The 25,037-nt window shown below is 43.6% G+C and carries 18 protein-coding genes; 12 read left to right on the forward strand and 6 right to left on the reverse strand.

From position 1 onward, the window contains the following. The first annotated feature begins 74 nt into the window (after positions 1-74). Positions 75-842 (forward strand): DeoR/GlpR family transcriptional regulator, encoded by a 768-nt coding sequence (locus L4D20_RS07790; RefSeq protein ID WP_428801013.1) that lies wholly within the window; start codon positions 75-77, stop codon positions 840-842. Positions 843-1,027: 185 nt separating this feature from the next. Beyond that, a complete protein-coding gene (glpD, locus tag L4D20_RS07795; RefSeq protein WP_428801014.1) occupies positions 1,028-2,596 on the forward strand; it encodes a glycerol-3-phosphate dehydrogenase in 1,569 nt (522 codons plus the stop codon). Positions 2,597-2,734: 138 nt separating this feature from the next. On the opposite strand, the gene L4D20_RS07800 is transcribed toward glpD, so the two are convergent. Next, positions 2,735-3,919, reverse strand: a complete 1,185-nt coding sequence (locus tag L4D20_RS07800; protein ID WP_428801015.1) for an NnrS family protein — start codon at positions 3,917-3,919, stop codon at positions 2,735-2,737. Positions 3,920-4,181: 262 nt separating this feature from the next. Between L4D20_RS07800 and L4D20_RS07805 the strand changes: the two genes are divergently transcribed. Further along, complete coding sequence (locus tag L4D20_RS07805) at positions 4,182-4,751, forward strand: gamma-glutamylcyclotransferase family protein (protein WP_428801016.1); 570 nt, start codon at positions 4,182-4,184, stop codon at positions 4,749-4,751. Between the two features lie 81 nt (positions 4,752-4,832). Here L4D20_RS07805 and L4D20_RS07810 read toward each other — a convergent pair whose 3' ends face one another. After that, positions 4,833-5,165, reverse strand: coding sequence for a tRNA-binding protein (locus L4D20_RS07810; protein ID WP_428801278.1), 333 nt, complete (start codon positions 5,163-5,165; stop codon positions 4,833-4,835). A 166-nt stretch (positions 5,166-5,331) separates the two neighbouring features. On the opposite strand from L4D20_RS07810, the gene L4D20_RS07815 reads away from it, so the two are divergent. Next, on the forward strand, positions 5,332-6,327 hold the full coding sequence (locus L4D20_RS07815) for a substrate-binding domain-containing protein (RefSeq protein ID WP_428801017.1): 996 nt from the start codon (positions 5,332-5,334) through the stop codon (positions 6,325-6,327). A 158-nt stretch (positions 6,328-6,485) separates the two neighbouring features. Here the strand turns inward: L4D20_RS07815 and galM are convergent, their stop codons facing one another. The 4 genes from galM to galE all read right to left on the reverse strand — a co-directional run bounded on the left by galM (position 6,486) and on the right by galE (position 10,931). Beyond that, complete coding sequence (galM, locus tag L4D20_RS07820) at positions 6,486-7,550, reverse strand: galactose-1-epimerase (RefSeq protein WP_428801018.1); 1,065 nt, start codon at positions 7,548-7,550, stop codon at positions 6,486-6,488. Positions 7,551-7,557: 7 nt separating this feature from the next. Then, positions 7,558-8,718, reverse strand: coding sequence for a galactokinase (gene galK, locus L4D20_RS07825; RefSeq protein WP_428801019.1), 1,161 nt, complete (start codon positions 8,716-8,718; stop codon positions 7,558-7,560). Positions 8,719-8,797: 79 nt separating this feature from the next. Further along, positions 8,798-9,850, reverse strand: coding sequence for a UDP-glucose--hexose-1-phosphate uridylyltransferase (locus tag L4D20_RS07830; protein ID WP_428801020.1), 1,053 nt, complete (start codon positions 9,848-9,850; stop codon positions 8,798-8,800). 70 nt (positions 9,851-9,920) lie between these two features. After that, entirely contained in the window at positions 9,921-10,931 is a 1,011-nt protein-coding gene (gene galE, locus L4D20_RS07835) for a UDP-glucose 4-epimerase GalE (RefSeq protein WP_428801021.1), read from the reverse strand. Between the two features lie 355 nt (positions 10,932-11,286). Here galE and ebgR point away from each other — a divergent pair, with 355 nt between their 5' ends. The 8 genes from ebgR (at position 11,287) to L4D20_RS07875 (ending at position 24,939) form a co-directional block, all read left to right on the forward strand. Continuing rightward, the gene (gene ebgR, locus L4D20_RS07840) at positions 11,287-12,270 is read left to right on the forward strand and encodes a transcriptional regulator EbgR (RefSeq protein WP_428801022.1); all 984 of its coding nucleotides are present in this window, start codon (positions 11,287-11,289) and stop codon (positions 12,268-12,270) included. A 354-nt stretch (positions 12,271-12,624) separates the two neighbouring features. Further along, positions 12,625-15,780, forward strand: coding sequence for a beta-galactosidase subunit alpha (ebgA, locus tag L4D20_RS07845; protein ID WP_428801023.1), 3,156 nt, complete (start codon positions 12,625-12,627; stop codon positions 15,778-15,780). 3 nt (positions 15,781-15,783) lie between these two features. Further along, on the forward strand, positions 15,784-16,236 hold the full coding sequence (locus L4D20_RS07850) for a beta-galactosidase subunit beta (RefSeq protein WP_428801024.1): 453 nt from the start codon (positions 15,784-15,786) through the stop codon (positions 16,234-16,236). A gap of 202 nt (positions 16,237-16,438) precedes the next feature. Further along, positions 16,439-17,860, forward strand: a complete 1,422-nt coding sequence (locus L4D20_RS07855; protein WP_428801025.1) for an amino acid permease — start codon at positions 16,439-16,441, stop codon at positions 17,858-17,860. A 526-nt stretch (positions 17,861-18,386) separates the two neighbouring features. Then, the gene (locus tag L4D20_RS07860; RefSeq protein ID WP_428801026.1) at positions 18,387-19,814 is read left to right on the forward strand and encodes an amino acid permease; all 1,428 of its coding nucleotides are present in this window, start codon (positions 18,387-18,389) and stop codon (positions 19,812-19,814) included. A 327-nt stretch (positions 19,815-20,141) separates the two neighbouring features. Further along, positions 20,142-21,200, forward strand: a complete 1,059-nt coding sequence (gene ygjJ / locus L4D20_RS07865; protein WP_428801027.1) for a protein YgjJ — start codon at positions 20,142-20,144, stop codon at positions 21,198-21,200. A gap of 15 nt (positions 21,201-21,215) precedes the next feature. Next, a complete protein-coding gene (gene ygjK / locus L4D20_RS07870; protein WP_428801028.1) occupies positions 21,216-23,603 on the forward strand; it encodes an alpha-glucosidase in 2,388 nt (795 codons plus the stop codon). 319 nt (positions 23,604-23,922) lie between these two features. Next, positions 23,923-24,939 (forward strand): substrate-binding domain-containing protein, encoded by a 1,017-nt coding sequence (locus tag L4D20_RS07875; protein ID WP_428801029.1) that lies wholly within the window; start codon positions 23,923-23,925, stop codon positions 24,937-24,939. The last annotated feature ends 98 nt before the right edge of the window (positions 24,940-25,037 follow it).

Consider the following 25,037-nt stretch of genomic DNA (forward strand, 5'->3'; position numbering starts at 1 on the left):
TAGCGCACAATAACTGTAAATAAAATCTCGAGTGGCTGCATATCAACGCCCGCTATCGAGGCTAGGGAAGATTAATGAAGCAAATACCAAGACACCAACAGATCATTGAACTGGTAAAAAAGCATGGATACGTCAGCACAGAAGAGCTTGTAGAACAGTTTGATGTAAGCCCTCAGACGATTAGGCGTGATCTGAACGAGCTTGCAAACGATAACAAAATTCGACGCTATCATGGCGGCGCAACCATCCCACTCAGTTCTGAGAATACAGCTTATAACACTCGAAAAAACATGAACTTCAATGAAAAGGATATCATTGCAGAAGAGTTGGTGAAGCACATTCCCGACGGTGCAACACTCTTTATCGACATAGGCACGACACCTGAAGCCATAGCAAAAGCACTCAATAAGAATCACAAACGCCTAAGAGTCGTAACCAACAACATCAACGTCGCCACCATCTTGTTACCCAACCCTGAATTCAATGTCATCCTCGCGGGTGGTGAAGTCAGGACTAGAGATGGCGGAATAGTTGGAGAGGCTACTCTCGATTTCGTAAAACAGTTTCGTTTAGACTTTGGCATACTTGGGGTTAGCGGTATCGACTACGATGGATCACTGCTGGATTTTGACTACCATGAAGTGCGAGTTAAACAAGCCATTATTGAAAATAGCCGTAGTGTTTATCTTGCGGTAGACCACAGTAAATTTGGCCGAAATGCGATGGTTAAGCTTGGAAACGTATCACAACTGCATATGCTATTTACCGATCAAGAACCTCCAAAAGAGATCTCTGAGATTTTGAAAAATCACTCTATTCCACTAGAAATAATTCAAGGTTAGATCCTAATAATTCACCTTCACGGTCCGCTTCTCTACTAACCTCTAGCAAATCTGCTAGAGGTTTTTTTATGTCCAAATCACACAAAACGCGCATTAGCGAAAATAAACAGTGATCATAAACGAAAGCTGAGTTACGATTGTTTCACGTTCATAAATGCTCGTTCGCTCACGAAGAGGCCCAATACATGAGTATCCAACAAACAACCACAGCTGTTAACACGTCCACAACATTAGACTTACTCGTTATTGGTGGCGGGATTAATGGCGCAGGAATCGCCGCAGATGCAGCAGGGCGTGGATTGTCAGTCGGTCTATATGAAGCGAATGATTTTGCATCAGCCACTTCCTCAGCCAGTTCTAAATTAATCCATGGTGGCTTACGTTACCTTGAGCATTATGAGTTCCGTCTAGTATCAGAAGCGTTGGCTGAGCGAGAGGTCATATTAAGAAAAGCGCCACATGTTGCGCTACCTATGCGCTTTCGACTGCCACACAGACCATTTTTACGTCCTGCATGGATGATTCGCTGTGGTCTATTTCTTTACGACAACCTAGGTCGTCGCACTACCCTTCCCGCTAGCAAAACCGTCAATTTGGCTGAGTCGGGCTTGCTCAAACCTGAAATGAAGAAAGGCTTTGAATATTCAGACTGCTGGGTTGATGATGCGCGATTGGTACTATTAAATGTATTAGCTGCAAAAGAGAATAATGCAGAAGTTCGTAATTACTGCAAAGTAGAATCAGCCAAGCGTGTAGATGGCATTTGGCATGTCACTATTCATGACGTAACAACAGACCAACGTTTTGAGCGCAAAGCCAAGGCACTTGTGAACGCAGCTGGGCCATGGGTAAAACAGTTCTTTGATGACGGATTAGAACAAACATCGCCGCGCAACATTCGTTTGATCAAAGGATCGCACATTGTAGTTCCTCGTATTCACAATGAACCGCAAGCGTATATTCTGCAAAACAAAGATAACCGTATCGTATTCGCAATTCCTTATCTTGATAAGTTCTCGATCATTGGCACTACCGATATGGAATACAAGGGTGATCCGCGCGATGTTTCAATTTCCGAACAAGAAGTCGATTACTTAATCGATATTGTTAACCAACACTTTGTCGATCAACTATCACGTGAAGACGTCGTCTGGACATACAGCGGTGTAAGACCTCTTTGTGATGATGAGTCAGACTCACCACAAGCGATCACCCGAGACTATACTCTTGAACTTGAAGCGAAAAACAGCCAAGCCCCACTGCTTTCTGTATTCGGTGGCAAGCTGACGACTTATCGAAAACTTGGCGAAGCAGCGCTTAAAAAATTGAGCCCTTATTTACCGAATATGGGCAAAGAGTGGACAGCAACGAATACGCTTCCGGGCGGAAACTTCAGTTGCAGCAGAGAGCAATTAGCTAATACGATTCATACTAAGTATCCATTACTATCAGAAGCTTTAATTCTTCGTTATGTGACTCAATTTGGCACAGATACATGGAATCTATTAGAAAACATCGTTAATGAAGCTGATCTGGGAATCCAGTTCGCTTTAGGTAAAGAAGGTGCACATGGTGTCTATCAACGTGAACTCGATTACTTAATTGAACACGAGCTTGCTGTCACAGCAGAAGACATTTTATGGCGTAGAACCAAGTTAGGTTTATACCTCAACGAGCAACAACAACAAGCGATCGCTGATTATGTGAAAGAAAAACTTGAGAAAAAAGTCGTTAACTTATCGCAAGTTGGTTAACGAAATCAAAGTAAGATAGCTCAACTATTCGCAAGTTTGATTCTTTAACGACAGAAACAATAAAGGCTTGGTAAGCTCTAATCGATAGAGTTATCCAAGCCTTTGCTTTTCTGAATCACTTCCTATACAGCAGGCTTGTTATCCAGGATGACCATCAACTCTTGGGCTGATCAGCATCTTGCCAAAGAAGCTGATATACATTGCAAACGCTAGAATCCATAAGCCGCCACTAATATTAACAATCATAAATAAGTGCTCAGGGAAAAAGGTTACACCTAAACTACGAATCAACGCTGCCAATACTAAAGAAATAAAGGCGATGCTCATATTAGGCCCTTGATAAATTGCGCGCCCAGTATGCCCCATGGTGACACGAGCGATCATCGCTAGAATCACTCCAGCTAACGCACCAATAGCAAACAAATGGATGAGATTATGATGCGCAAATGGGTTTTGTAAAACACCGCGTAAAATCAAGCTTAAAGGTAAGCACAAGTACGCGGCATGCAGTGACCATACAAGTGGCTCGCTTAACGTTAACCATGGCTTCCAGCGAATGAATCGGGCAAGTTGACCAAGTCCACCAATAAGCATTAACGGCTGACCTAGTTGAGCGAAAGTAACTGGGAAAAAACTAAGAATGAATAGACCAACCAACGGAAGGTTTGCCACCCAGTCTAGCCAAACAAGCGGCTGCGCTTTTTCAAAATTAAAGCGCCTTGCAGTAAAGAACGGGATAACACGGCCACCCATTACAGACAGTAAAATAGCAAACCACCACAGCATAGCCTGCCATACCGCAGACGAAGGAAATGGAGGGAGGCCCTTGATCGTGGCGTAACTCGCAAAGTTAGCGACAATGGCCAAGATAAACAGCGGTATAAAGAAAAGGTTTTTCCACCCTTTGGCTTTGACTACGCGAGTCGCTATCTCATAGGCTGTAAACGCTAAAAATAACCCTTCAATACTCGACACTAACCAAAGCGGCGCAGGCGTCCAAAATAGAATTCGAGGCAGTAACCAAAGCAAGACTAATATCGCTAACCGATGATGCTTTGTACCATTTATGCCAGTCCAATTTTGAACTGCGGTTAATACGAACCCCACGACAATCGCCATTGCAAAACCAAACAACATTTCATGCACGTGCCACCACAATGCAGGAACACTGAGTGCTTCCGGTTGGCCTGTTTGAAACATCCATACCCACAATGCAATGGCAAGCACTGCGTAAATGCTCCCTAGTAAAAAGAAAGGACGGAAACCTAAACGTAAATAAGCGGGGATCGCTTCTTCAACTTTTTTATCGGTAATATTAAGCAAATCAACTCCTAAACCACTTTCTAATCCAACGAGGAAACAAAGTGCGAATAATGATAACTAGTCTTAGACTGCATTTTTCGAGCCAAAACAAAAAAAACCAAATATCAAATAGATAACACCATCAAGCAGTCATAATGACACGGCGAACACATGTCAATAAGACACAAAAGCGTCACGCTGTGCGTATGATATTTGACCTTATTAGAAAAGAAATGTTAGTTTTAGTGTACCGCTAGGATCAATGTATAACGAAGGGAAATGTATGTATATATTTGGCTATGGCAGCTTAATGAATTCAGCCTCAAGGAAGTTAACAGGGCAAACTGGCGCGACTATCCCCGTCAATGTACGCGGATTAGTTAGATATTGGGGCAAGATTGATGACAGCTACACGCTTTCACCTCTGGTTGTTAACGAAGGTGAAGGGCAAGTAAATGGTGTACTGCTCAAGATTGATGAGCACACATTAACTGATTTTGATCGTCGCGAGCGCGGCTATCACCGAATTAAGATCAGTGCCCTACAAGTAGACGTAGACTATTCACGTGCCAATGGAACCATACTCAAAGATGACGCCGTCATTTGGGTTTACGTGAAAAATGAGCCAGAGCCACCCTGTACATTAAGCCCAATCATGCAGTCTTACGTCGACACCGTATTAGCAGGTTGTCTCGAAGTCTCCGAAAGCTTTGCCGAGCACTTCATTGAAAATACCGTTGGTTGGAACTTCCCATTCGAAAACGATCGTGATTCACCTAAGTATGGCAACGTGGCCGGAGTTGAGCCCTCTCACCATCAAACGATTGACTCGTTGTTAGAGACGGTCCGCTAATTCGTAGCCACCAATGAATGTCCGCAGGCTTACGGCGGACATTTTACTCTGATTTCTTTTGAGCTTTTGATCTCAATGCCGTTAAACGATACGAACCCCTGCAGACATTGCTCGTTCAGGTGCAAGTAAAACACTCTCTGACTCGTCATCCGTTTCTGCGCAAAGCAACATACATTCTGATGTTTCACCACGCATTTTCGCTTTCGCAAGATTACACAAAACCACTACCTGCTTACCAAGTAGCTCTTCTTCAGTGTAATAAGGAACCAGACTTGTCACTGTCTGTAAGCTTTTCTCACCCACGTCTATTTGTACAATATAAAGCTTGTCTGCATTTTGGTGGCGGGTCACTTCCGTTATTTTTCCAACTCGAATCTCAAGTTTAGCGAAGTCACCGTAAGCGATCGTTTCCATCATTAATACCTTTAGTAAATTTTAGTAAAAACACAACGTTTACACTATCAGTAATCTTCGTATTTTCAAGTGGTAAAGATCGCATTTATACAAGTCAATTTAATCGATGATTGCCTTATTTACACTCAAGGTGTTAAATGTGCGAAGGATAAAAATGAGGTAGACCATGGCCACTATTAAGGATGTTGCAAAAGAAGCGGGCGTTTCAATAGCTACCGTTTCACGTGTAATCAATAAATCACCGAAAGCGAGTAAAAAGTCTGTTGAGTCTGTCAGTGCTGCAATGAAAAAGCTCGGCTATAGACCCAATGCAGCAGCTAAAGCATTGGTGAGCCAAAGCACAAATACCGTTGGTGTATTGGTCGGTGATGTCTCTGACCCATTCTTTGGCACGTTAGTAAAAGCCGTGGATACAGAAGCCCACAAAGACAACAAGCACATCCTAATTGGCAATGGTTACCATAATGCTGATGACGAACGTCGGGCTATTGAATTGTTAATAAATAATCGCTGCGATGCATTAGTTGTGCACTCGAAAGCGTTGTCTGATCAAGAGCTCATCGACTACGCGAATGAAGTTAATGGCTTCGTTATTATCAACCGTCATATACCTGAATTAGCTACACAGTGTATTTCACTCGATAACGAGAAAGGGGCATACCTCGCCACTGAGTATTTGATTCGACACGGTCATACCAAGATCGCTTGTATTGCCTCAAGCCATAACATTGAAGATGCGGATCAGCGAGTTAAAGGCTACTTAGCGGCATTAAGAGATCATGATATTAGCTTACCAACAAGCTATATCGAACACGGTGATCCAAACAGTGATGGCGGTGAAACCGCAATGACAAACCTGCTGACCAAGTCTCTAGATATATCGGCAGTCGTAGCCTACAACGATTACATGGCTGCAGGTGCACTTTCTATCGCAATGGAAAATGGCATTCAAGTACCAGAAAAGATGTCGATTATTGGTTTCGATGATGGATTAATTGCTCGCTACACTCATCCGAGCCTGACAACAGTACGCTACCCTATTCAAATGATGGCCGAAAAAGCGACTCGTCTAGCGCTTTCACTGGCAAAAAAAGAGCCTGTTGAAAACGAACCGATGGTGTTCTCTCCAACGTTAGTGCGCCGTGACTCTGTGGGAAAATAAGCACCTACGCGCTAAACCAATAGTGAATCATTTATCCGATAAAAAAGCCTTGTTAATACTTCATTTATTCACAGTACTTTCTATGAATAAAAATAGGTATCAACAAGGCTTTTCACTTAAACCACCTTTAAGCTAACAATACGTCCCCCGACGCACTACTAGCCTAGAGATGTAAACTGATAGCACGTTGTAGACTTATACTCACTATTTGGCCGTAAGATACAGCTTGGCTGCTCCCACTCAGAGTGGTTTGGTGTATCTGGTAAAAATTGAGTTTCTAGCGCTAAGCCAGCGTAATCCTCATATTCACCACCACTTCGATTTGGCGTTCCCGCTAAATAATTACCGCTGTAAAGCTGCATAGCGGGCTTATCGGTAAAGACATCCAATTGCACTTTTTCATCAGGTGAGATAACACGAGCAACCGGCGCTACGCCCTGCAAACTGCAATCAAATAGATAGCTGTGATCGTATCCCTTAGCTCTGATTTGCTCATCATCTTTAAATAGGTCGCGTGCAATAGTTTTCGGCAGGCGGAAATCGAAATTGGTATTCATAACTGAAATAGGCTGATCAACCGGAATGCCGTACATATCAGTAGGCAGATATTGATCGGCATGAATTTGTACGATGTGCTGCTTACAATCTTCACCCGACTCTGCGCCTAGCAAGTTAAAGTAACCGTGATTAGTTAAGTTCACTGGCGTCGCTTTGTCTGTCGTTGCGTGGTAATGGATGGTCACTAGGTTTTCTTCCGTCACTTGATAAGAGACTAAAACCGCTAAGTTACCAGGAAACCCTTGGTCACCGTCAGGAGACTTAAGCCCCATCACAACACAATTTTCACTCTGCTCAAGAATATCCCAGCGTCGTTTATCAAAACCGTTCTCACCACCATGTAAGCAGTGTCCAGCTTGATTGGTGTCAACTTGATACCACTGACCATCAATTTCAAACTGACCATTGGCGATTCGATTAGCGTATCGCCCAACCGTTGCACCTAAGTAGCTTCCTTGACGTTGAAAGTCTTCCATCGTCTTCACACCGAGTAACACTTCTCGGTTCGGCTCATCAGTGATTGGAACCATGCAACTAAGCCAAGTCGCACCGATATCCATCACTACGATAGAGAAGCCATTTGAATTGGTGAGTTCAACAACTTTCGCAGGGTGACCATCAAAGGCCACCGTTTGCGTCATTGTGGTTGATAACGTCTGGGTCATAATAAACCTACTTCGCCTCAACCAGACCAGCACCATCTTTAGCTTGGCATACGTAGACAGATTCTTTTAGGCCCGTTTCAACTTGGTATTTCGCTTCTATTGCGGCTTTAACTTCATCCACTTTTGCAGGTGGAACAAGGGCAACTAAACAGCCTCCAAAACCGCCGCCAGTCATACGTACGCCGCCTTCTTCACCGATAACTTCTTTAACAATTTCAACCAACAGATCAATTTCTTTTACTGTGATTTCAAAGTCATCACGCATAGAAGCGTGTGATTCAGCCATCAGCACACCCATACGCTTCATATCACCCGCTGCGAGTACTTTTGCCGCTTCTACCGTGCGATCATTTTCGGTAATGATGTGGCGAGCACGTTTTGCTACCGTTTCATCTAGTTCATTTACTTTTGCATTGAATTGCTCAATGGTTACATCACGCAACGCTTTAACACCAAAGTTTCTAGCTGCTTCTTCACACTGCTCGCGACGTGTGTTGTATTCACTATCAACCAAACCACGTTTCTTGTTTGAATTAATGATGACAACAGACATGTCCTTTGGCATAGCAACCGCTTGGGTTTCTAGGCTACGGCAATCCAATAGCATTGCATGATGTTCGCGCCCTTCAGCTGAAACCATTTGGTCCATGATGCCGCAGTTACAACCAACGAATTCATTTTCAGCTTGCTGACCATTCAACGCAATTTCTGCTTGGCTGATCTCTAAGTTGTAAAGCACTTTGAACGTTTGGCCAATCACAACCTCAAGCGCAGCCGATGAACTTAAACCCGCGCCTTGAGGAACATTACCGCTTACTGAAATATCAGCGCCGCTAAACTCAAAACCGCGATCACGCAAACATTTCACGACACCACGAATGTAGTTCGCCCACATTTTGTCTTGCTGAAAATCTATTGTTTCCGTTAAATCAAACTCATCAAGTGCATCGCCATAATCAACAGAAATAACACGAACAATATTGTCTTCACGTTTGGCTGCAGCCACAACTGTTTGATAGTTAATGGCACACGGCAGAACGAATCCATCATTGTAATCCGTATGCTCCCCTATCAAATTGACACGCCCTGGCGCTTGGATGATATGAGTCGGAGCGTAATTCAATACGTTTTGAAACGAGTTTTTTACTTCTTTGATTAGGCAAGGCATAGACAGTCTCTCTAAATTTATAATTCATGTTGTGAAACCGCCAAGTCTTCAGGCGATTACAAAAATTCTTTATGTTTAACTATTCAGCTCGGTAGTGAACATCGCTTAAATCACGTAGACGCTGCGCCGCTTGCTCCGCGGTTAAATCACGCTGACTTTCGGCAAGCATTTCAAAACCAACCATAAACTTGCGTACCGATGCGCTACGAAGAAGCGGTGGATAGAAAATAGCGTGCAGCTGCCAGTGATCGATGTCTGTACCCTCTTCGAAAAATGGCGCGTAGTGCCAACCCATTGAGTACGGGAAAGAACACTGGAATAGATTGTCGTAGCGACTGGTGAGCTTTTTAATCGCTAATGCTAGGTCATCACGCTGAGCATCTGTTAATTCACTCATACGGCGAATGTGTGTTTTTGGCAGTAGCATGGTTTCAAATGGCCACGCTGCCCAATAAGGAACCACCGCAATCCAGTGCTCAGTTTCAACCACGGTACGTGAACCGTCTTTCATCTCTGACTCAACATAGTCAACAAGCAGATTTGTCCCTTGCTGCTCGGAGTATTCTTTTAACAATTTTTCTTTGCGTTCAATTTCATTGGGTAAAAAGCTATTGGCCCACACTTGTCCATGTGGGTGAGGCTGTGAACAGCCCATCGCTTCGCCCTTGTTCTCGAATGCTTGAACCCAAAGATAGTCTTTACCTAACTCTTCAATTTGTTCATTCCAGGTATCAACGACATTGCGGATTTCAGGAACGCTAAGCTCTGGCAGAGTTTTACTGTGATCAGGAGAGAAGCAGATAACACGACTTAAACCTCGTACGCCTTGAGTTTTAAACAACGGGTTCTCCGACTCAGGAGCATCAGGCGAATCAGGCATTAACGCCGCAAAGTCATTGCTAAATACATATGTCCCTTTGTAGTCTGGGTTTTTATCATCAGAAATACGCTCATTTGTCGGGCACAAGAAACAGTTATCTACGTAGTTCGGTAATTGAGCGGTTGAAGGCTGCTCGTCTTGCCCACTCCACGGGCGCTTAGCGCGATGAGGGGAAACCAAAACCCACTGCCCTGTTAATGGGTTATAACGGCGGTGCGGGTGATCGACAGGGTTAAATTCTACTTTTGACATCTTAAATACTCACAAAATTTTTGGTTAATAATTCAATCTAAATTTAAAAACAGCCTATTCCTTGAAAGAATCAGTACCCTTGCGGGTTATTCGACTGCCAATTCCAAGTATCCTTGGTCATGTCCATGACACTGCGCGTAGTTTTCCAACCCAAATCTCGCTCAGCTTTTCTGGTACTTGCCCAACATTCGGCAATATCACCAGGACGGCGAGGACATATTTCATAAGGCACAGGCTTTTCACTCGCGCTAGCAAAGGCTTCAACCATTTCAAGAACACTCGAGCCTTGACCCGATCCTAAGTTGTAAATATGTAAGCCAGATTTCTCACCCACTGATTTTAATGCTGCAATATGACCGTCAGCTAAGTCCATTACATGAATGTAATCACGAACCCCCGTCCCATCTGGCGTTGAATAGTCGTCACCAAAAATAGCGAGCTTCTCTCTACGACCCACTGCAACTTGAGCAATGAAAGGCATCAGGTTATTTGGAATACCTTGTGGGTCTTCACCCATGGTTCCCGATGGGTGAGCGCCAACAGGGTTGAAATAACGAAGCAGCGTTATGCTCCAATCATTTTCAGCGTCAAATAGATCGCTCAAACACTGTTCAACCATGTATTTGCTGCGTCCGTATGGGTTCGTTGTCGCCCCCGTTGGGGAGCATTCAGTAATCGGAACAATCTCAGGGTCACCATATACGGTAGCCGATGAACTAAAGACAATGCTTTTCACGCCGGCTTTACGCATGCTACGGGCGAGAACTAAAGAGCCATTCACATTGTTGTCGTAATATTCAAGAGGATTAGCGACTGACTCACCAACGGCTTTTAAGCCTGCAAAATGGATAACCGATTTAATGTCGTGATCTCTAAACACCGTATCAAGAAAGGCTTCATCACGAATATCACCTAAATAGAAGGTTGGCTTAACACCTGTTAATGCTTTGATTCTATTTAAAACTTCTACTTTAGCATTACATAGGTTATCGACAATGATGGGTTCCATACCCGCTTCAATCATTTGCACACAGGTGTGGCTACCTATGTATCCCATACCGCCAGTGATGAGTACTTTCACTTATGCCTCTCCTAATGCTTTCGTCCATGCTGCTTTTGAGCAGCAACTTTGTATGACCAAAAGTTTATCAATCAAACCGGATCATAGTCTGTGATCAAATTCGCATTGTGTAAACGTTTCCACAAAAAGACTTTTTCCATCATATCCCGATACCTTGCCAATTAATTTTACTTAACAACAACAAATACCTGTTAATTCATATGGTTAATATAGATGTGAGCATGGAGGGCTAGCTGTATCACATTAAATAATTTTTACTAAAAAAATCAGTACATATCTTTTCGCTTCAATTACAATAGGTAACAGGAAATTTTATTCTCACTAGGATGTGAGTTACGCCGACTGGAAGTGAATAATGGCAACACTAAAAGATATAGCAACCGAAGCTAGCGTTTCATTGGCTACTGTTTCTCGAGTATTAAACGATGATCCAACGCTAAGCGTTAAAGAAGAAACCAAACGTCGTATTTTTGAAATTGCGGAAAAGCTTGAGTACAAGACCAGTAGTTCAAAGAAATCAACATTAAACAAAAAACAAAACCACCACTTTCTTGCTTTGTATAACTACAAGCAAGAAGCGGAAGTGAACGACCCGTACTATTTATCGATTCGTCATGGTATTGAGACCCAGTGTGACAAGCTAGGCATTGACCTAACCAACTGCTACGACAGTAATATCGAAGTCGAAAGTAAAAAGATCACTGGTGTCCTTTTAGTTGGCCACTGTAAGCCTAGTACGTTGAAACAACTGCAAAAATTAACTGATAACATCTGTCATGTTGATTTCAATGATCTTGATTCACCTTATGACTCGGTTGATATTGATCTCGCTAAAATCAGCAAAGAGATCACCGACTTCTTTATTGGCCAAGGCTATCAACGTTTAGGATTTATTGGTGGTCAAGACCAGCCGAATACTCCAGACATCCGTGAGGTGGCTTTTTCTGAATACGGTCAATTAAAGGGCGTGGTATCAACTGACGATATATATCGTGGTGATTTCTCTAGCTCTTCAGGCTATAAACTCGCTAAACAAATGCTTGCCAAATCAGACTATCCTGAGGCCTTATTTATCGCTTCAGATTCAATTGCTATCGGTGTTTTACGTGCTATTCATGAGCATGGTTTGTCTATTCCCAAAGATATCTCTCTTATTAGTGTCAACGACATCCCAACGGCTAAATTTACCTTTCCATCTCTATCTACGGTGAGAATTCACTCTGAAATGATGGGAATTCAAGGCGTTAACCTTTTAGTAGAAAGGGTTCGCGATGGGCGTGCACTGCCCCTGCAAGTCTATGTACCAAGTAAATTGAAGCTTCGTGATACCACAAACTAAGATTAATCTATCAAAGCGCTGATTTATCAGCGCTTTACATTCCATACTGTATTTTTTCCTTTGCCATATCTCATCATTCAACGATGCATCATTAGTTGATAACCTTCCTTATCGCTACTCCTTCTATTGCATATATTGCTTTAAATAACGCCGATTCTATTTAATAAACACCGCTTTTAAGTCGATCACATCTCTCTCGTCAATCACTCACTAAAACGTGATCTAGTTAAAGTAAAACGTTCTCACTAATTTATTTTAGTAAAACTTTTACTAATATATTTCCCAGATGCTTATTTTTACAATTAGAACGTCGGCACGACCATAGTGATCGCCATAGCCGAGGGGAGAATCAACGTGAACAACTGGGAAAACTTTCTTCACCTGCATGAGAATAGATTAGCGCCCCGCGCTTACTTCTTCTCATACGACTCAGTTCAAAACGCAACAACATTTCAACGTGAGCTAAGTAGTCATTTTCAATTGCTCAGCGGTCAATGGAATTTCAATTACTTCACTAACCCTCTGTTGGTTCCTGAAGAGTTTTACAGCGAAAAAATGACCGGTTGGGGCAACATCACGGTTCCAAATATGTGGCAAATGGAAGGCCACGGCGATCTTCAATACACAGACGAAGGTTTCCCATTCCCAATTGATGTGCCGTTCGTACCTTCAGATAACCCAACTGGCGCATACCAACGTACATTTACTCTTGGTGATAGCTGGGCAGACAAGCAGACCATCATTAAGTTTGATGGCGTAGAGACCTACTTTGAAGTTTACCTAAACGGCGAATACGTGGGTTTCAGTAAAGGTAGCCGCTTAACGGCTGAATTTGATATTTCGGCGCATGCTAAGTCAGGTGAAAACCTACTATCAATTCGCGTAATGCAGTGGGCTGACTCTACCTACATTGAAGACCAAGACATGTGGTGGACAGGCGGTATCTTCCGTGACGTTTACCTTGTTGGTAAAGAGCAGCTTCACGTACAAGATTTAACGGTTCGCACTGATTTTGACGACGCATACCAAAGCGCAACACTTTCATGCCAAGTTGAGCTAGAAAACCTAGCATCAGCAAGCACAACCGCAACATTAGAATATGCACTGTACGACAACAACCAAGTTATCTCGCAAGGCTCACTGGATAACTTAACCGTTCCTAATAAACAGACTAGCGACACTGCATCTACTCAGTTTGCCATTGATGTTGTTAACCCAATCCAATGGAACGCTGAGAACCCATACCTATACAAACTTCTTCTGACGCTAAAAGATGCAACTGGAAATGTGTTGGAAGTTATTCCTCAACGAGTTGGTTTCCGTGACATCAAAGTTCGCGACGGTCTTTTCTACATCAACAACAAGTACGTCATGCTGCATGGTGTAAACCGCCACGATAACGATCACTTAAAAGGTCGTGCTGTGGGCATGGACAGAGTTGAAAAAGACTTAGTCCTAATGAAACAGCACAACATCAACTCAGTACGTACTGCCCACTACCCTAATGACCCACGATTCTACGAACTGTGTGATATTTATGGTCTATTCGTCATGGGTGAAACTGACGTAGAAACGCACGGGTTTGCAAACGTTGATGACTTAAGCCGAATCACCAATGACTCAGCTTGGGAAGCGGTCTTTGTTGAGAGAATTGAGCGCCATATTCACGCACAGAAAAACCACCCTTCTATCATCATGTGGTCTTTGGGTAACGAGTCTGGTTACGGCTGCAATATCCGCTCTATGTACGATGCTGCAAAAGCGATTGATGATACGCGCTTGGTGCATTACGAAGAAGATCGTGACGGTGAAGTGGTTGATATCATTTCAACTATGTATTCACGTGCCCAGCTAATGAACGCGTTTGGCGAGTTCCCCCATGAAAAGCCACGCATCATTTGCGAATACGCTCACGCAATGGGTAACGGACCAGGTGGACTCACAGAATACCAAAACGTGTTCTACAAACATGACTCAATTCAAGGGCACTACGTTTGGGAATGGTGTGATCACGGCATTCTAGCGCATGATGAAAACGGTACTGAGTTCTTAAAATATGGCGGTGACTACGGCGATTACCCTAACAACTATAACTTCTGTATGGATGGCCTAATCTACTCAGACCAAACACCAGGGCCTGGCTTAAAAGAGTACAAGCAAGTTATCGCTCCAGTAAAAATACGCGACTTCAACGCTGAAGATGGCACGTTCACGGTTGATAATAAACTTTGGTTCTCAAATATTGATGACTACACCATCACTGCAGAAATACGCGCTGAAGGCGAAACCGTTGCGGTTCAAAATATTAAGATTTCTGGTTTAGCTGAAAATTCTAGCCGTGAAGTCTCGCTTGAATTGCCAGCGTCATTACAAGGTGAAAACGCAGATCCTCGCGAAGTATTCGTTAACTTTACCGTTCGTAAAGACACTCGCACCTCGTACAGTGAAGCAAACCACGACATCGCGATTTACCAATTCCAAGTAAAAGAGAACACCGCTGTTCTACCAGCCTTCACCACCAACAATGCAACAGCACTGGACGTGATTGAGTCACGCTTAGACTACGTAGTAAAAGGTCACAACTTTGCGCTTAATTTCTCGAAAGTAAACGGCAAACTGACATCTTGGCTAGTCAACGGTGAAGAGCTGATTAAGTCAGAACCTAAGCTGAACTTCTTCAAGCCGATGATTGATAACCACAAGCAAGAGCACGATGGTTACTGGGAGCCTGCACACTTACAAATCATGCAAGAGCACTTCCGTAGCATTAACCTTGAGTGCGTGAATGTAGAAACGGTTGATGGAAAAGTAGAAATCACCACCACTAGCATCATCGCACCACCGGTATTCGATTTTGGTATGCGCTGTGAATATCGCTACCAAATCAATGCACAAGGTCAGCTGAACGTGGAACTAAGTGGCGAACGCTACGGCAATTACCCTCACGTTATCCCTGTAATTGGCTTTGATCTTGGCATCAACAGCGACTTCGACCAAGTGCAGTACTACGGTCGCGGCCCTGAAGAGAACTACCAAGATAGCAAGCAAGCCAACATGATTGACGTATACCAATCAATCGTTGACGACATGTTCGAAAACTACCCGTTCCCACAAAACAATGGCAACCGACAGCATGTTCGTTGGGCTGCACTTTCCAGCCGCGCGGGTAATGGCATTGCAGTGAAACCTCAGCAAGAGATTAACTTCAGCGCATGGTTCTACACCAACCAAAACATGCACCAAGCTCAACACACTATTGAGCTAGAGAAGAGCGGTTACATCACGCTAAACCTTGATCATCAAGTGATGGGACTTGGCTCTAACTCTTGGGGAAGTGAAGTGCTTGATTCTTACCGCGTCTACATGGATGAGTTCCGCTACGGCCTAACTCTGATTCCATTCCAAGCAGGTGATTGCAGCGCTCAAGCTCTGATGAACCACTCATTTGAACAAAATTTTTTCACCAAAACTAACGCAGCTTGCACTAAGCCTGCGACTAACGAGGCGTAACCGATGATCGTTTTAGAAAACTTAGAACAATTCAAGGTCGTCTATCGTGACGGTCGCAAATGGAACCGCTGTGTAGAAGCAATAGATAACATCGGCAATCTCAAAGATGGCGTTATGTACTCCATTGGCGATTCACTGGTCTACATGATTGAAGATGGCACAGCGCGTAACACAGAAACCTTTACCGGAAATCGCCGTTACTTCGATGTCCACTACTACCTTGAAGGACGTGAAAGTGTCGAGTTTGCAGATAAAGATCAACTTAACGTTGTAGAAGCTTACAGCGACGAAACTGACCGTGAACATTTAACAGGGAGCGGAGAAGTTCGTCAATTATCACAAGGCCAAGTGGCCATTTTTGATAACAACAAAGCTTACCGCTTCCATGGTGACAACCTAGTACGAAAAGTCGTACTAAAAGTCACGATTGAAGATGGCTACTTTTTGAATAAGTAGGTTTCTAAACAAATAGTTTCCTAAATAAATAGCTTTCTAAATAAATAGAACCTTTCGCTGGATATGACTGAGCCTTGCCGTTCAAGGCTCAAACCAGTATCACGCGAACTAGGTTCATTATAAAAGTACTCTTAGCATCCACCCTACATTGGAAACTAAGAGAAATAACGACAAAACATTACGTGATTCAATGGAGGACATTATGTCTGAATCTATGCGTGGCACGATAGGCAAGTTTGCTTTGCTATCGATGACGCTTGCAGCGGTATTTAACGTTCGCAACATCGTAAATAACAATATCGAATTGGGCTTAAGCTCGGCACCTATCTTTTTATTGGCCACTATCGTCTACTTCATCCCATTCGTATTCATCATTGCTGAGTTTGTTTCTGCAAACAAAGACTCTGAATCGGGTATGTATGACTGGCTTAAAAAGCCACTAGGGACAAAATCAGCGTATTTAGGCTCATTTCTATATTGGTTTGTAAATTTGTTCTGGTTTGTATCGCTACTGCCAAACGTAATTTCATACGCATCTTACGCAATGCTAGGTTATGAGTATGCATTCTCGCCGCTGGTGACATCAGCCATATCGATTGTTCTGTTTGCACTAGCAACGCACATCTCAACCAAAGGGGCATCTTGGTTAGGTAAGATCTCTGAGTTTGTTGCTTACGGTGTCTTTGCTTTGTTCGGTATTTACGTTCTGGGCGCACTCATGGCGCTAAGTGGCGATCACGTTCCGGTTGAGCCAATCACACTCGAAGCAATGACCCCAACTATTAACTGGGCAACACTGGGTATCATGTGTTGGATCTTCCAAGCAGCAGGCGGTGCGGAAACAGCGGCAGCTTACCTAAAAGATGTAAAAGGCGGCCAAAAGACCTTCATTAAAGTCATCATCGCAGCTGGTGTTCTTATTGGTGCAATGTACGCGATTGGTTCGCTACTGGTTAACGTATTCGTGGCTCGTGAAAGCTTAACTTACGCTGGCGGCATGGTTGAAATATTCACAGGTATGGCGCAGTACTTCAGCGTTTCAGAATCACTGGTTGGTCGTTTCGTTGGTATCGTATTATTCATCGCAATGTTCGGTTCAATGATGATGTGGACAGCTGCACCAGTAAAAATCCACTTCTCTGAAATTCCTAAAGGCATTTACGGTGAGAAAACAACAGAACTAAACGAACACGGTGTTCCAGTTCGCGCAGCTTGGTGGCAGTTTGCTTTTGTAGTATTCATGCTACTAGTTAGTGGATTTGGCTCTGAGTCAGTACAAGATATGATGAATGTCGCGATCAACTTAACCGCAGGTACCGCGATGCTACCACCTATCTTTATCATGGCTGCTTACTTTGTATTCCGTTGGAAATACGATGATACGCCGCGTGATTTCCGCATGGGTTCACGTAAAGTCGGCATGGGTGTCGTACTTGTTCTGATTACCATCTTTATTGTAAGTATGACAGCGTCAGCCTTCCCTACTGGTGTGAACTTCATGAGAGCATTCTTCATTAACGTCTTCATGACCGCTGTATTCTCTGCGATTGCATGGTGGTGGATATCTCGCTTTGAAAAAAAGCAGGCCGAAGGTGAAAAACTAGAAACAGCTAAGCAATCTTAATCTTTGCTCTAGCAATTAAGTAACCATTACCCCCTAATAACCGAAGCGTCAGAGATGGCGTTTCGGTTATTTTCCATCTAGTAAAAACACCTCAGAAAATCCCAATAAAAAATTAAGTAAAAAATTTACTTAACCTCACAAAAACGATCAGGTTCATTTAACTTTCGGTCACCAAATCTTTAATATCTTTCATGAAGAAACCACTCATTTATATCGATGTGAAAATCACAAACCTAAAAATATAGGTCATAGATGAGAATTTGAATTTTGGTTTCTTTCACGTACCTCTTATTTAAAAGTAATAGTTTGAAATTAGATTATTTTTACTAAAAGTAGATTTCAAATACGGTTCGAGTACGTGCAGTCAATCAGTTATGTAAATACGTAATAGAGTGACTACTTAGCAAAATCAAATCCATCCTAACTCGATGGATGTTTGCCAAACCAACATAACAATAAAGCACGGCCTATTAACCCCATAGGACCATGCACCTACTATAATTAACGTGAAACACCGGAGAACATCATGTCCGAAACTGCACGTGGCACGATAGGCAAGTTTGCCTTACTGTCTATGACCTTTGCTGCTGTCTATAGCTTTAACAATATCATTAACAATAACATCGAGATCGGTCTCTCTTCCGCGCCGATGTTTTTCCTTGCAACCATTTTTTACTTCATTCCATTTTGTTTAATTGTGGCGGAATTTGTCTCGCTCAATAAGAATTCGGAAGCCGGAGTTTACGCTTGGGTAAAAAGCTCGCTTGGAGGTCGCTGGGCCTTCATTTCGGCCTATACCTATTGGTTTGTAAATCTATTCTTTTTTACCTCACTACTACCAAGAATCATTGCCTATGCGTCGTACGCGTTCCTAGGCTTTGAATACATATTTACACCACTGACGACCGCTGTATTGAGTATGATTCTATTTGCAATCGCCACTCACATATCCAATAACGGTGCGAAGCTGCTAGGACCAATTACCTCAATCACCTCATCACTGATGCTGCTCCTTACAATGTCCTACATCGTACTCTCTGGTGGCGCATTGATTGGTGGTATTGAACCTGCAGACCCAATCACCATTGAAGCGATGACCCCTACCTTTAACTGGGCATTCTTGGGCGTTCTCACTTGGATCTTTATGGCTGCGGGTGGCGCTGAATCGGTTGCGGTTTACGTAAATGACATTAAAGGTGGCCATAAGTCCTTTGTTAGAGTCATCATCATTGCAGGCGTATTCATAGGTGCTTTGTATTGTGTCGGCTCTGTTCTCGCCAATGTCTTTGTTTCACGCGAAGAGTTGAAATTTACCGGAGGATCCGTTCAGGTATTTGAAGGTATGGCGCGACACTTTGGTCTATCTGAAATACTAATGAACCGATTCGTTGGCGTGGTCTCGTTTACTGCTATGCTTGGTTCGCTGCTTATGTGGACAGCAACGCCAGTTAAAATATTCTTCTCTGAAATCCCCAAAGGTATTTTTGGTGAGAAGACAGTCGCGCTTAATAAACAAGGGGTTCCAGTACGTGCAGCGTGGATTCAGTTTTTAATTGTTATCCCACTGATGTTCATTCCGACATTGGCGTCAGACACAGTGCAAGATCTCATGAGTACCATCATCAACATGACAGCCGCAGCGTCTATGTTGCCACCACTGTTTATTATGATTGCCTATTTAAACTTGCGGATGAAACTGGATCACCTACCGCGTGATTTCAGAATGGGCTCACGCTCTACGGGTATCGCTGTGGTTTCCGTACTGATTGCGATTTTCACTGTCGGTTTCTTTGCTTCGACCTTCCCTACTGGGGGCGATATTATGACGATCATATTCTACAACGTAGGCGGTATCGTTATCTTCCTTGGCTATGCGTGGTGGAAGTATGGAAAATATGAGAAAGGATTAACGGCTGAAGAAAAGAAGGCTGAAGCAACACCCATCAGCGCGTAATTCTCTGCGCTAAAGCAAAAATGTAAGCACTGACCTTTGGTCGGTGCTTTTATCTATCTGTTTTTAAATATGCGCTTTATTTAGCATGCAAATTATATAGGTTATTGATAATTACTTTGATAGTTTTGTTGCGACAAAAATTAAGTAAAGTTTTACTAAAACAGATCACACTTTTAAACCAAAGTTATTTTTCGAGCCCTAAAATAACGCTACTATCTTTCCTGAAATATAAGTTGATTGGTCAATACGCCGAATAGAGCATGCTTTACTAGAACCAAAGAGACTTATGGACATTCATTGATTAAACCTAATATAGAAGATCATTAAATGAAAAGTAGTTTTACTAAAATAACCTTTATCGCTAGCTGCATTTTCGCTGCTTTATCTGTCAATGCTGCCGAGACTGAAGCTAACCACAGCACCACTCAGGCGCCACAGTCTGAATCCAATACTTCGTACAACTTTTACGGTGAGCTTGGTCTGGGTGGACACACTGCACTGGAAGGTGACAAAAAAGGCCGTTACAGCGATGGTACTTACATTGAAGCTGGCCTAGCAATCGAGCACGGTAACTGGTTCGGCTTAGCGTACATGGAAGGCTGGACAGTTCAAGCAGACGACGAAGGGAATGCTTGGGCGACTGGTCATGGCTGGGGTGGCTTTGAAGGCGGCTTTAACCGTTTCTACGCAGGCTACCGTACAGATGGTAAAACGGAATTTATTATTGGTCGAAACGACTCTTCACTTGATGATATTCAGTGGTGGGGCGATGCAACCGTTGAGTACGGCTACGCGATTTCAAACACACGCGACGTAAACATCGGGCTTAAAATTCAAAACCTTGAAGGCAAGTTCCGTTACAGCATCTCTGCAGCGCCTAAGTCTGACTTTTCAGAAGATGACGCATGGGTAAACTTTGGCAAATACGATAACTTCGCAGATCAATGGAAAGACAAAAACGCGATGGTCAATGGTTATGTTCAATACGATGTGATTGATGATCTAACCCTACTAGCAGGTGGTGAAGCGCGTAACAATGATGGTGGCGAACTGGTTATTTTAGGTGCTGAGTACAAAAATGTCGCAGCACGTGTATGGCACGACACCGACAAAGGCAACCAAGAGTCATTTGGTAGCGAATCAGGCTTCCAAACCAGTGCATGGTACGAAGCAGCGCAAGGCGTTTACCTATCAGCAGCCTACAACTACGCTAAGTTCGATAACGATCTTGGTGAGAACGAAATCAACTCTTACATCAATGCGGGTGTTTGGTACGAATACGGCAACGGTACTTACGCGACCGCATTTGACACTAAATTCGCTGTTGGTGATGACACCGAAACAGGCGATGCACAACTGTTCGTCATGCAATACTTCTACTGGTAAGCCGAGGATAACTTAATGATTTTACGTAAAACCCTTACAGCCCTAGCAATCGGTTCAGTGATTACGCTTGCTGGTTGTTCAAACTCTAGCGATGAAACTGCGTCAACAGAACAGCTACACGCCGCTAGCTTTAAAAATGTCATTGACCGTACTGGCTCTCCAGAATACATGCGTGACTATGATTTTGATGACCACCAACGCTTCAACCCATTCTTCGATTTGGGCGCATGGCACGGCCACCTACTTCCAGACTCAGATGAAGGCATGGGCGGCTTCCCAGGTACTGCGCTACTAACGGAAGAATACATCAACTTCATGGCAAATAACTTTGACCGTTTAAGCGTTTACAAAGACGGCAATAAAGTTGATTTCACGATGAACGCTTACAGCTTGCCGGGTGCACTTGTTCAGACGTTAACATCAGATGACGTAACGGTTGAGCTGACACTTCGATTCGCTTCTGACCGTACATCGCTGCTAGAAACTAAAATCACAACTGACGCGCCAGTAGAGCTTGTTTGGGATGGTGAACTTTTAGAAAAAACGCACGCGAAAGAAGGTGAAGCACAGACCGATAAAACAATCGCTGAAACTTACCCAGACTATAACCGCCAAATCGTCGCTACTGATGACGGTCTAAAGGTTACGTTCGGCGAAGTCCGTTCAACATGGGATCTATTGACTTCGGGTGAGTCTGAGTACCAAGTTCACAAATCGATTGAAACGCAAACCAATGTAGAAGGCCTAAGCTTCACATCAACGGCAAGCATTGCAGAATCGACAACTATCTACACCACTTATTCTCACGTTCTTACGGCAGAAGAAAGCCAAGCTGAACAGGCTGAGATCAAAAAGATCATAGCAACCCCTACCGACTATTTAGATGCTTCAGAAGCACGTTGGGAAGGTTACCTTGAGATGGGTTTAACTAACCCTAACGCAACGCCTGAACAAGAGCGTGTTGCCGTTAAAGCGATGGAAACCCTAAACGGTAACTGGCGTGGCGCAGCAGGTGCAATGGAATTTGATTCTGTTACTCCTTCTGTTACTGCTCGTTGGTTCTCTGGTAACCAAACATGGCCGTGGGATACGTGGAAACAAGCTTACGCAATGGCGCACTTCAACCCAGAAGTAGCAAAAGACAACATTCGCGCAATGTTTGCCTACCAAATCCAAGCCGATGATTCGGTTCGTCCATGGGATGAAGGCTACGTGCCAGACTTGCTTGCTTACAACCTAAGCCCTGAGCGCGGCGGTGACGGCGGTAACTGGAACGAACGTAACACCAAACCAAGCCTTGCAGCATGGGCTGTAATGGAAGTGTACAAAACTACTGGCGACAAAGAATGGATCGAAGAGATGTATCCAAAGCTAGTTGCTTATCATGATTGGTGGCTACGTAACCGTGACAACAACGGTAACGGCATCCCTGAATATGGCGCGGCACTAGACAAAGCGCACAACACACCTGAAGGCGACATGTTCTTCACGGTAGTACGTGGCGACGAACATGAAACTATCGTAGGCCAAGAAGCGCTTGATAAAGTGGTAGCTGAAGGCGGTTACGACTTCATCGAAAGCCCTGCACAAATCGCAGCTTCGTGGGAATCAGGTCGTGATGACGCTGCAGCATTTGGCTTTATCGATATCGATCAGCTAAACGAATATGTAGCAAATGGCGGCAAGCGTTCTGATTGGGACGTAGAGTTTGCTCAAAACCGCGCAGAAGACGGCACGCTGTTGGGTTACTCACTACTGCAAGAATCTGTTGATCAAGCAAGCTACATGTACAGCGATAACAAGTACCTAGCTGAAATGGCCGACATTCTTGGTAAAGATACTGACGCGAAAGAGTTCCGTGAAAAAGCCGAGCATTTATCAAACTACATCAATACTTGTATGTTCGATGAAAGCACGAACTTCTTCTACGACATTCGTATCGAAGATAAACCGCTAGCAAATGGCTGTGCGGGTAAACCAATCGTAGAGCGTGGTAAAGGTCCTGAAGGCTGGTCTCCACTGTTCAACGGTGCAGCAACACAAGATCACGCTGATGCGGTTGTTTCTGTCATGAAAGACACGGAAGAATTCAACACTCACGTACCACTTGGTACCGCTGCACTATCAAGCCCAGCGTTTGGTCCTGATATCTACTGGCGTGGACGTGTATGGGTGGATCAGTTCTACTTCGGCTTAAAAGGCATGGAAAGCTACGGCTACCGTGATGATGCTATCGAGATGGCTGGTGCTTTCTTTGATAACGCAGATGGCCTGATTCAAGATGGTCCAATCCGTGAGAACTACAACCCACTGACTGGCGATCAACAAGGTGCACCGAACTTCTCTTGGAGTGCAGCTCACCTTTACATGCTATACAACGACTTCTTTACTGACGCAGAGTAATTTAGTATTGAAAGACAGTCAGTCTATCAATCTGCCTATTGATAAACTGGCTACTTACAAAGTCTGAATAAAAAGCGTTAGAGTTGGGGCTCTAGCGCTTTTTCTTTTAATGAATCAGAAATAGGTCGTTAGGGGGCCTGTTAGTTAATAACTGGTCGCTGATCTCTATAATAAAAACCAACAACTGATCAACGTTTTCATGGTTTTTATCTATATAAAATCAACAACTAACAACCTAATAAAAACCATTACAGCATATTCATTGATATGCGTTACCAATCAGTGTCTAATGGCCGAAGTCGATATTACGAGGTAAACCATGGCAACGATCAAGGATGTAGCGAAAGAAGCAGGTGTTTCCGTTGCTACCGTTTCACGCGTCTTAAATAAATCATCAAAAGCCAGCAAAGCAGCCACTGACTTAGTGAATAAAGCGATGAAGCAACTCGGTTACAGACCCAATGCCGCAGCTCGCGCACTCGTAAATCAGAGCAATCAAACCATTGGTATATTAGTTTGTGACGTTTCCGAACCCTTCTTTGGCAGTATGGTTAAAGCGATTGATAAGGTTGCCCATGAGCATAATAAACACATTCTTATTGGCAATGGCTACCATAACGCCGAAGACGAAAAGAAAGCGATTGAATTACTGATCAATAACGGATGTGAAGCATTAGTCGTTCATTCCAAAGCGCTTTCCGATGCAGAACTCATCGCATACGCCCATGAAATTAAAGGCTTGGTGGTCATCAACCGACATATTCCCGAGCTGGCTGAGCGCTGTATCTCACTAGATAACTTCAGAGGTTCATACCTTGCCACCGAGCTACTGATTCGAAATGGGCACCATAAAATCGCCTGTATCGCTTCAAATCATCAAATTGATGATGCAAAAGATCGAGTAGAAGGTTACTTGGCCGCCCTAAAAGCACACGATATTCAACTAACAAGCAGTTACATTGAATACGCGGAACCCAGCAGTGAAGGGGGGGAAAGCGCAATGACAAACATGCTGACCAAATCTATCGATATGACAGCCGTGGTTTGTTACAACGATTACATGGCTGCAGGCGCGCTTTCCGTTGCAAAAGAAAATGGCATTCAATCACCGAATCAGCTCTCTATCGTTGGCTTTGATGACGGCATTATCGCCAAATATGTCTCCCCTCGCCTAACAACGGTTCGCTATCCTGTAGAGCTTATGGCACAAAAGGCAGCGGAACTCGCGTTAACCTTAGCCAAAGGCATCGATAGCTCAGAGCAAGCTTTCTGCTTCTCGCCAACGTTAGTGCAAAGAGACTCTGTTATGCAAAACAAAGCGGCATTAGTCGCCTGAAGTCGAAAGAGTTTGAGCTTCGTTTAAAAAGAACATAAAAAAATCCCCGGCCATTAAGCCGGGGATTTTTATTTAACCGTTCGCAGATTTAAGTCCTA

The sequence above is a fragment of the Vibrio kyushuensis genome, assembly GCF_050337325.1.
In the GTDB taxonomy this organism is placed as follows: Bacteria; Pseudomonadota; Gammaproteobacteria; order Enterobacterales; family Vibrionaceae; genus Vibrio; species Vibrio kyushuensis.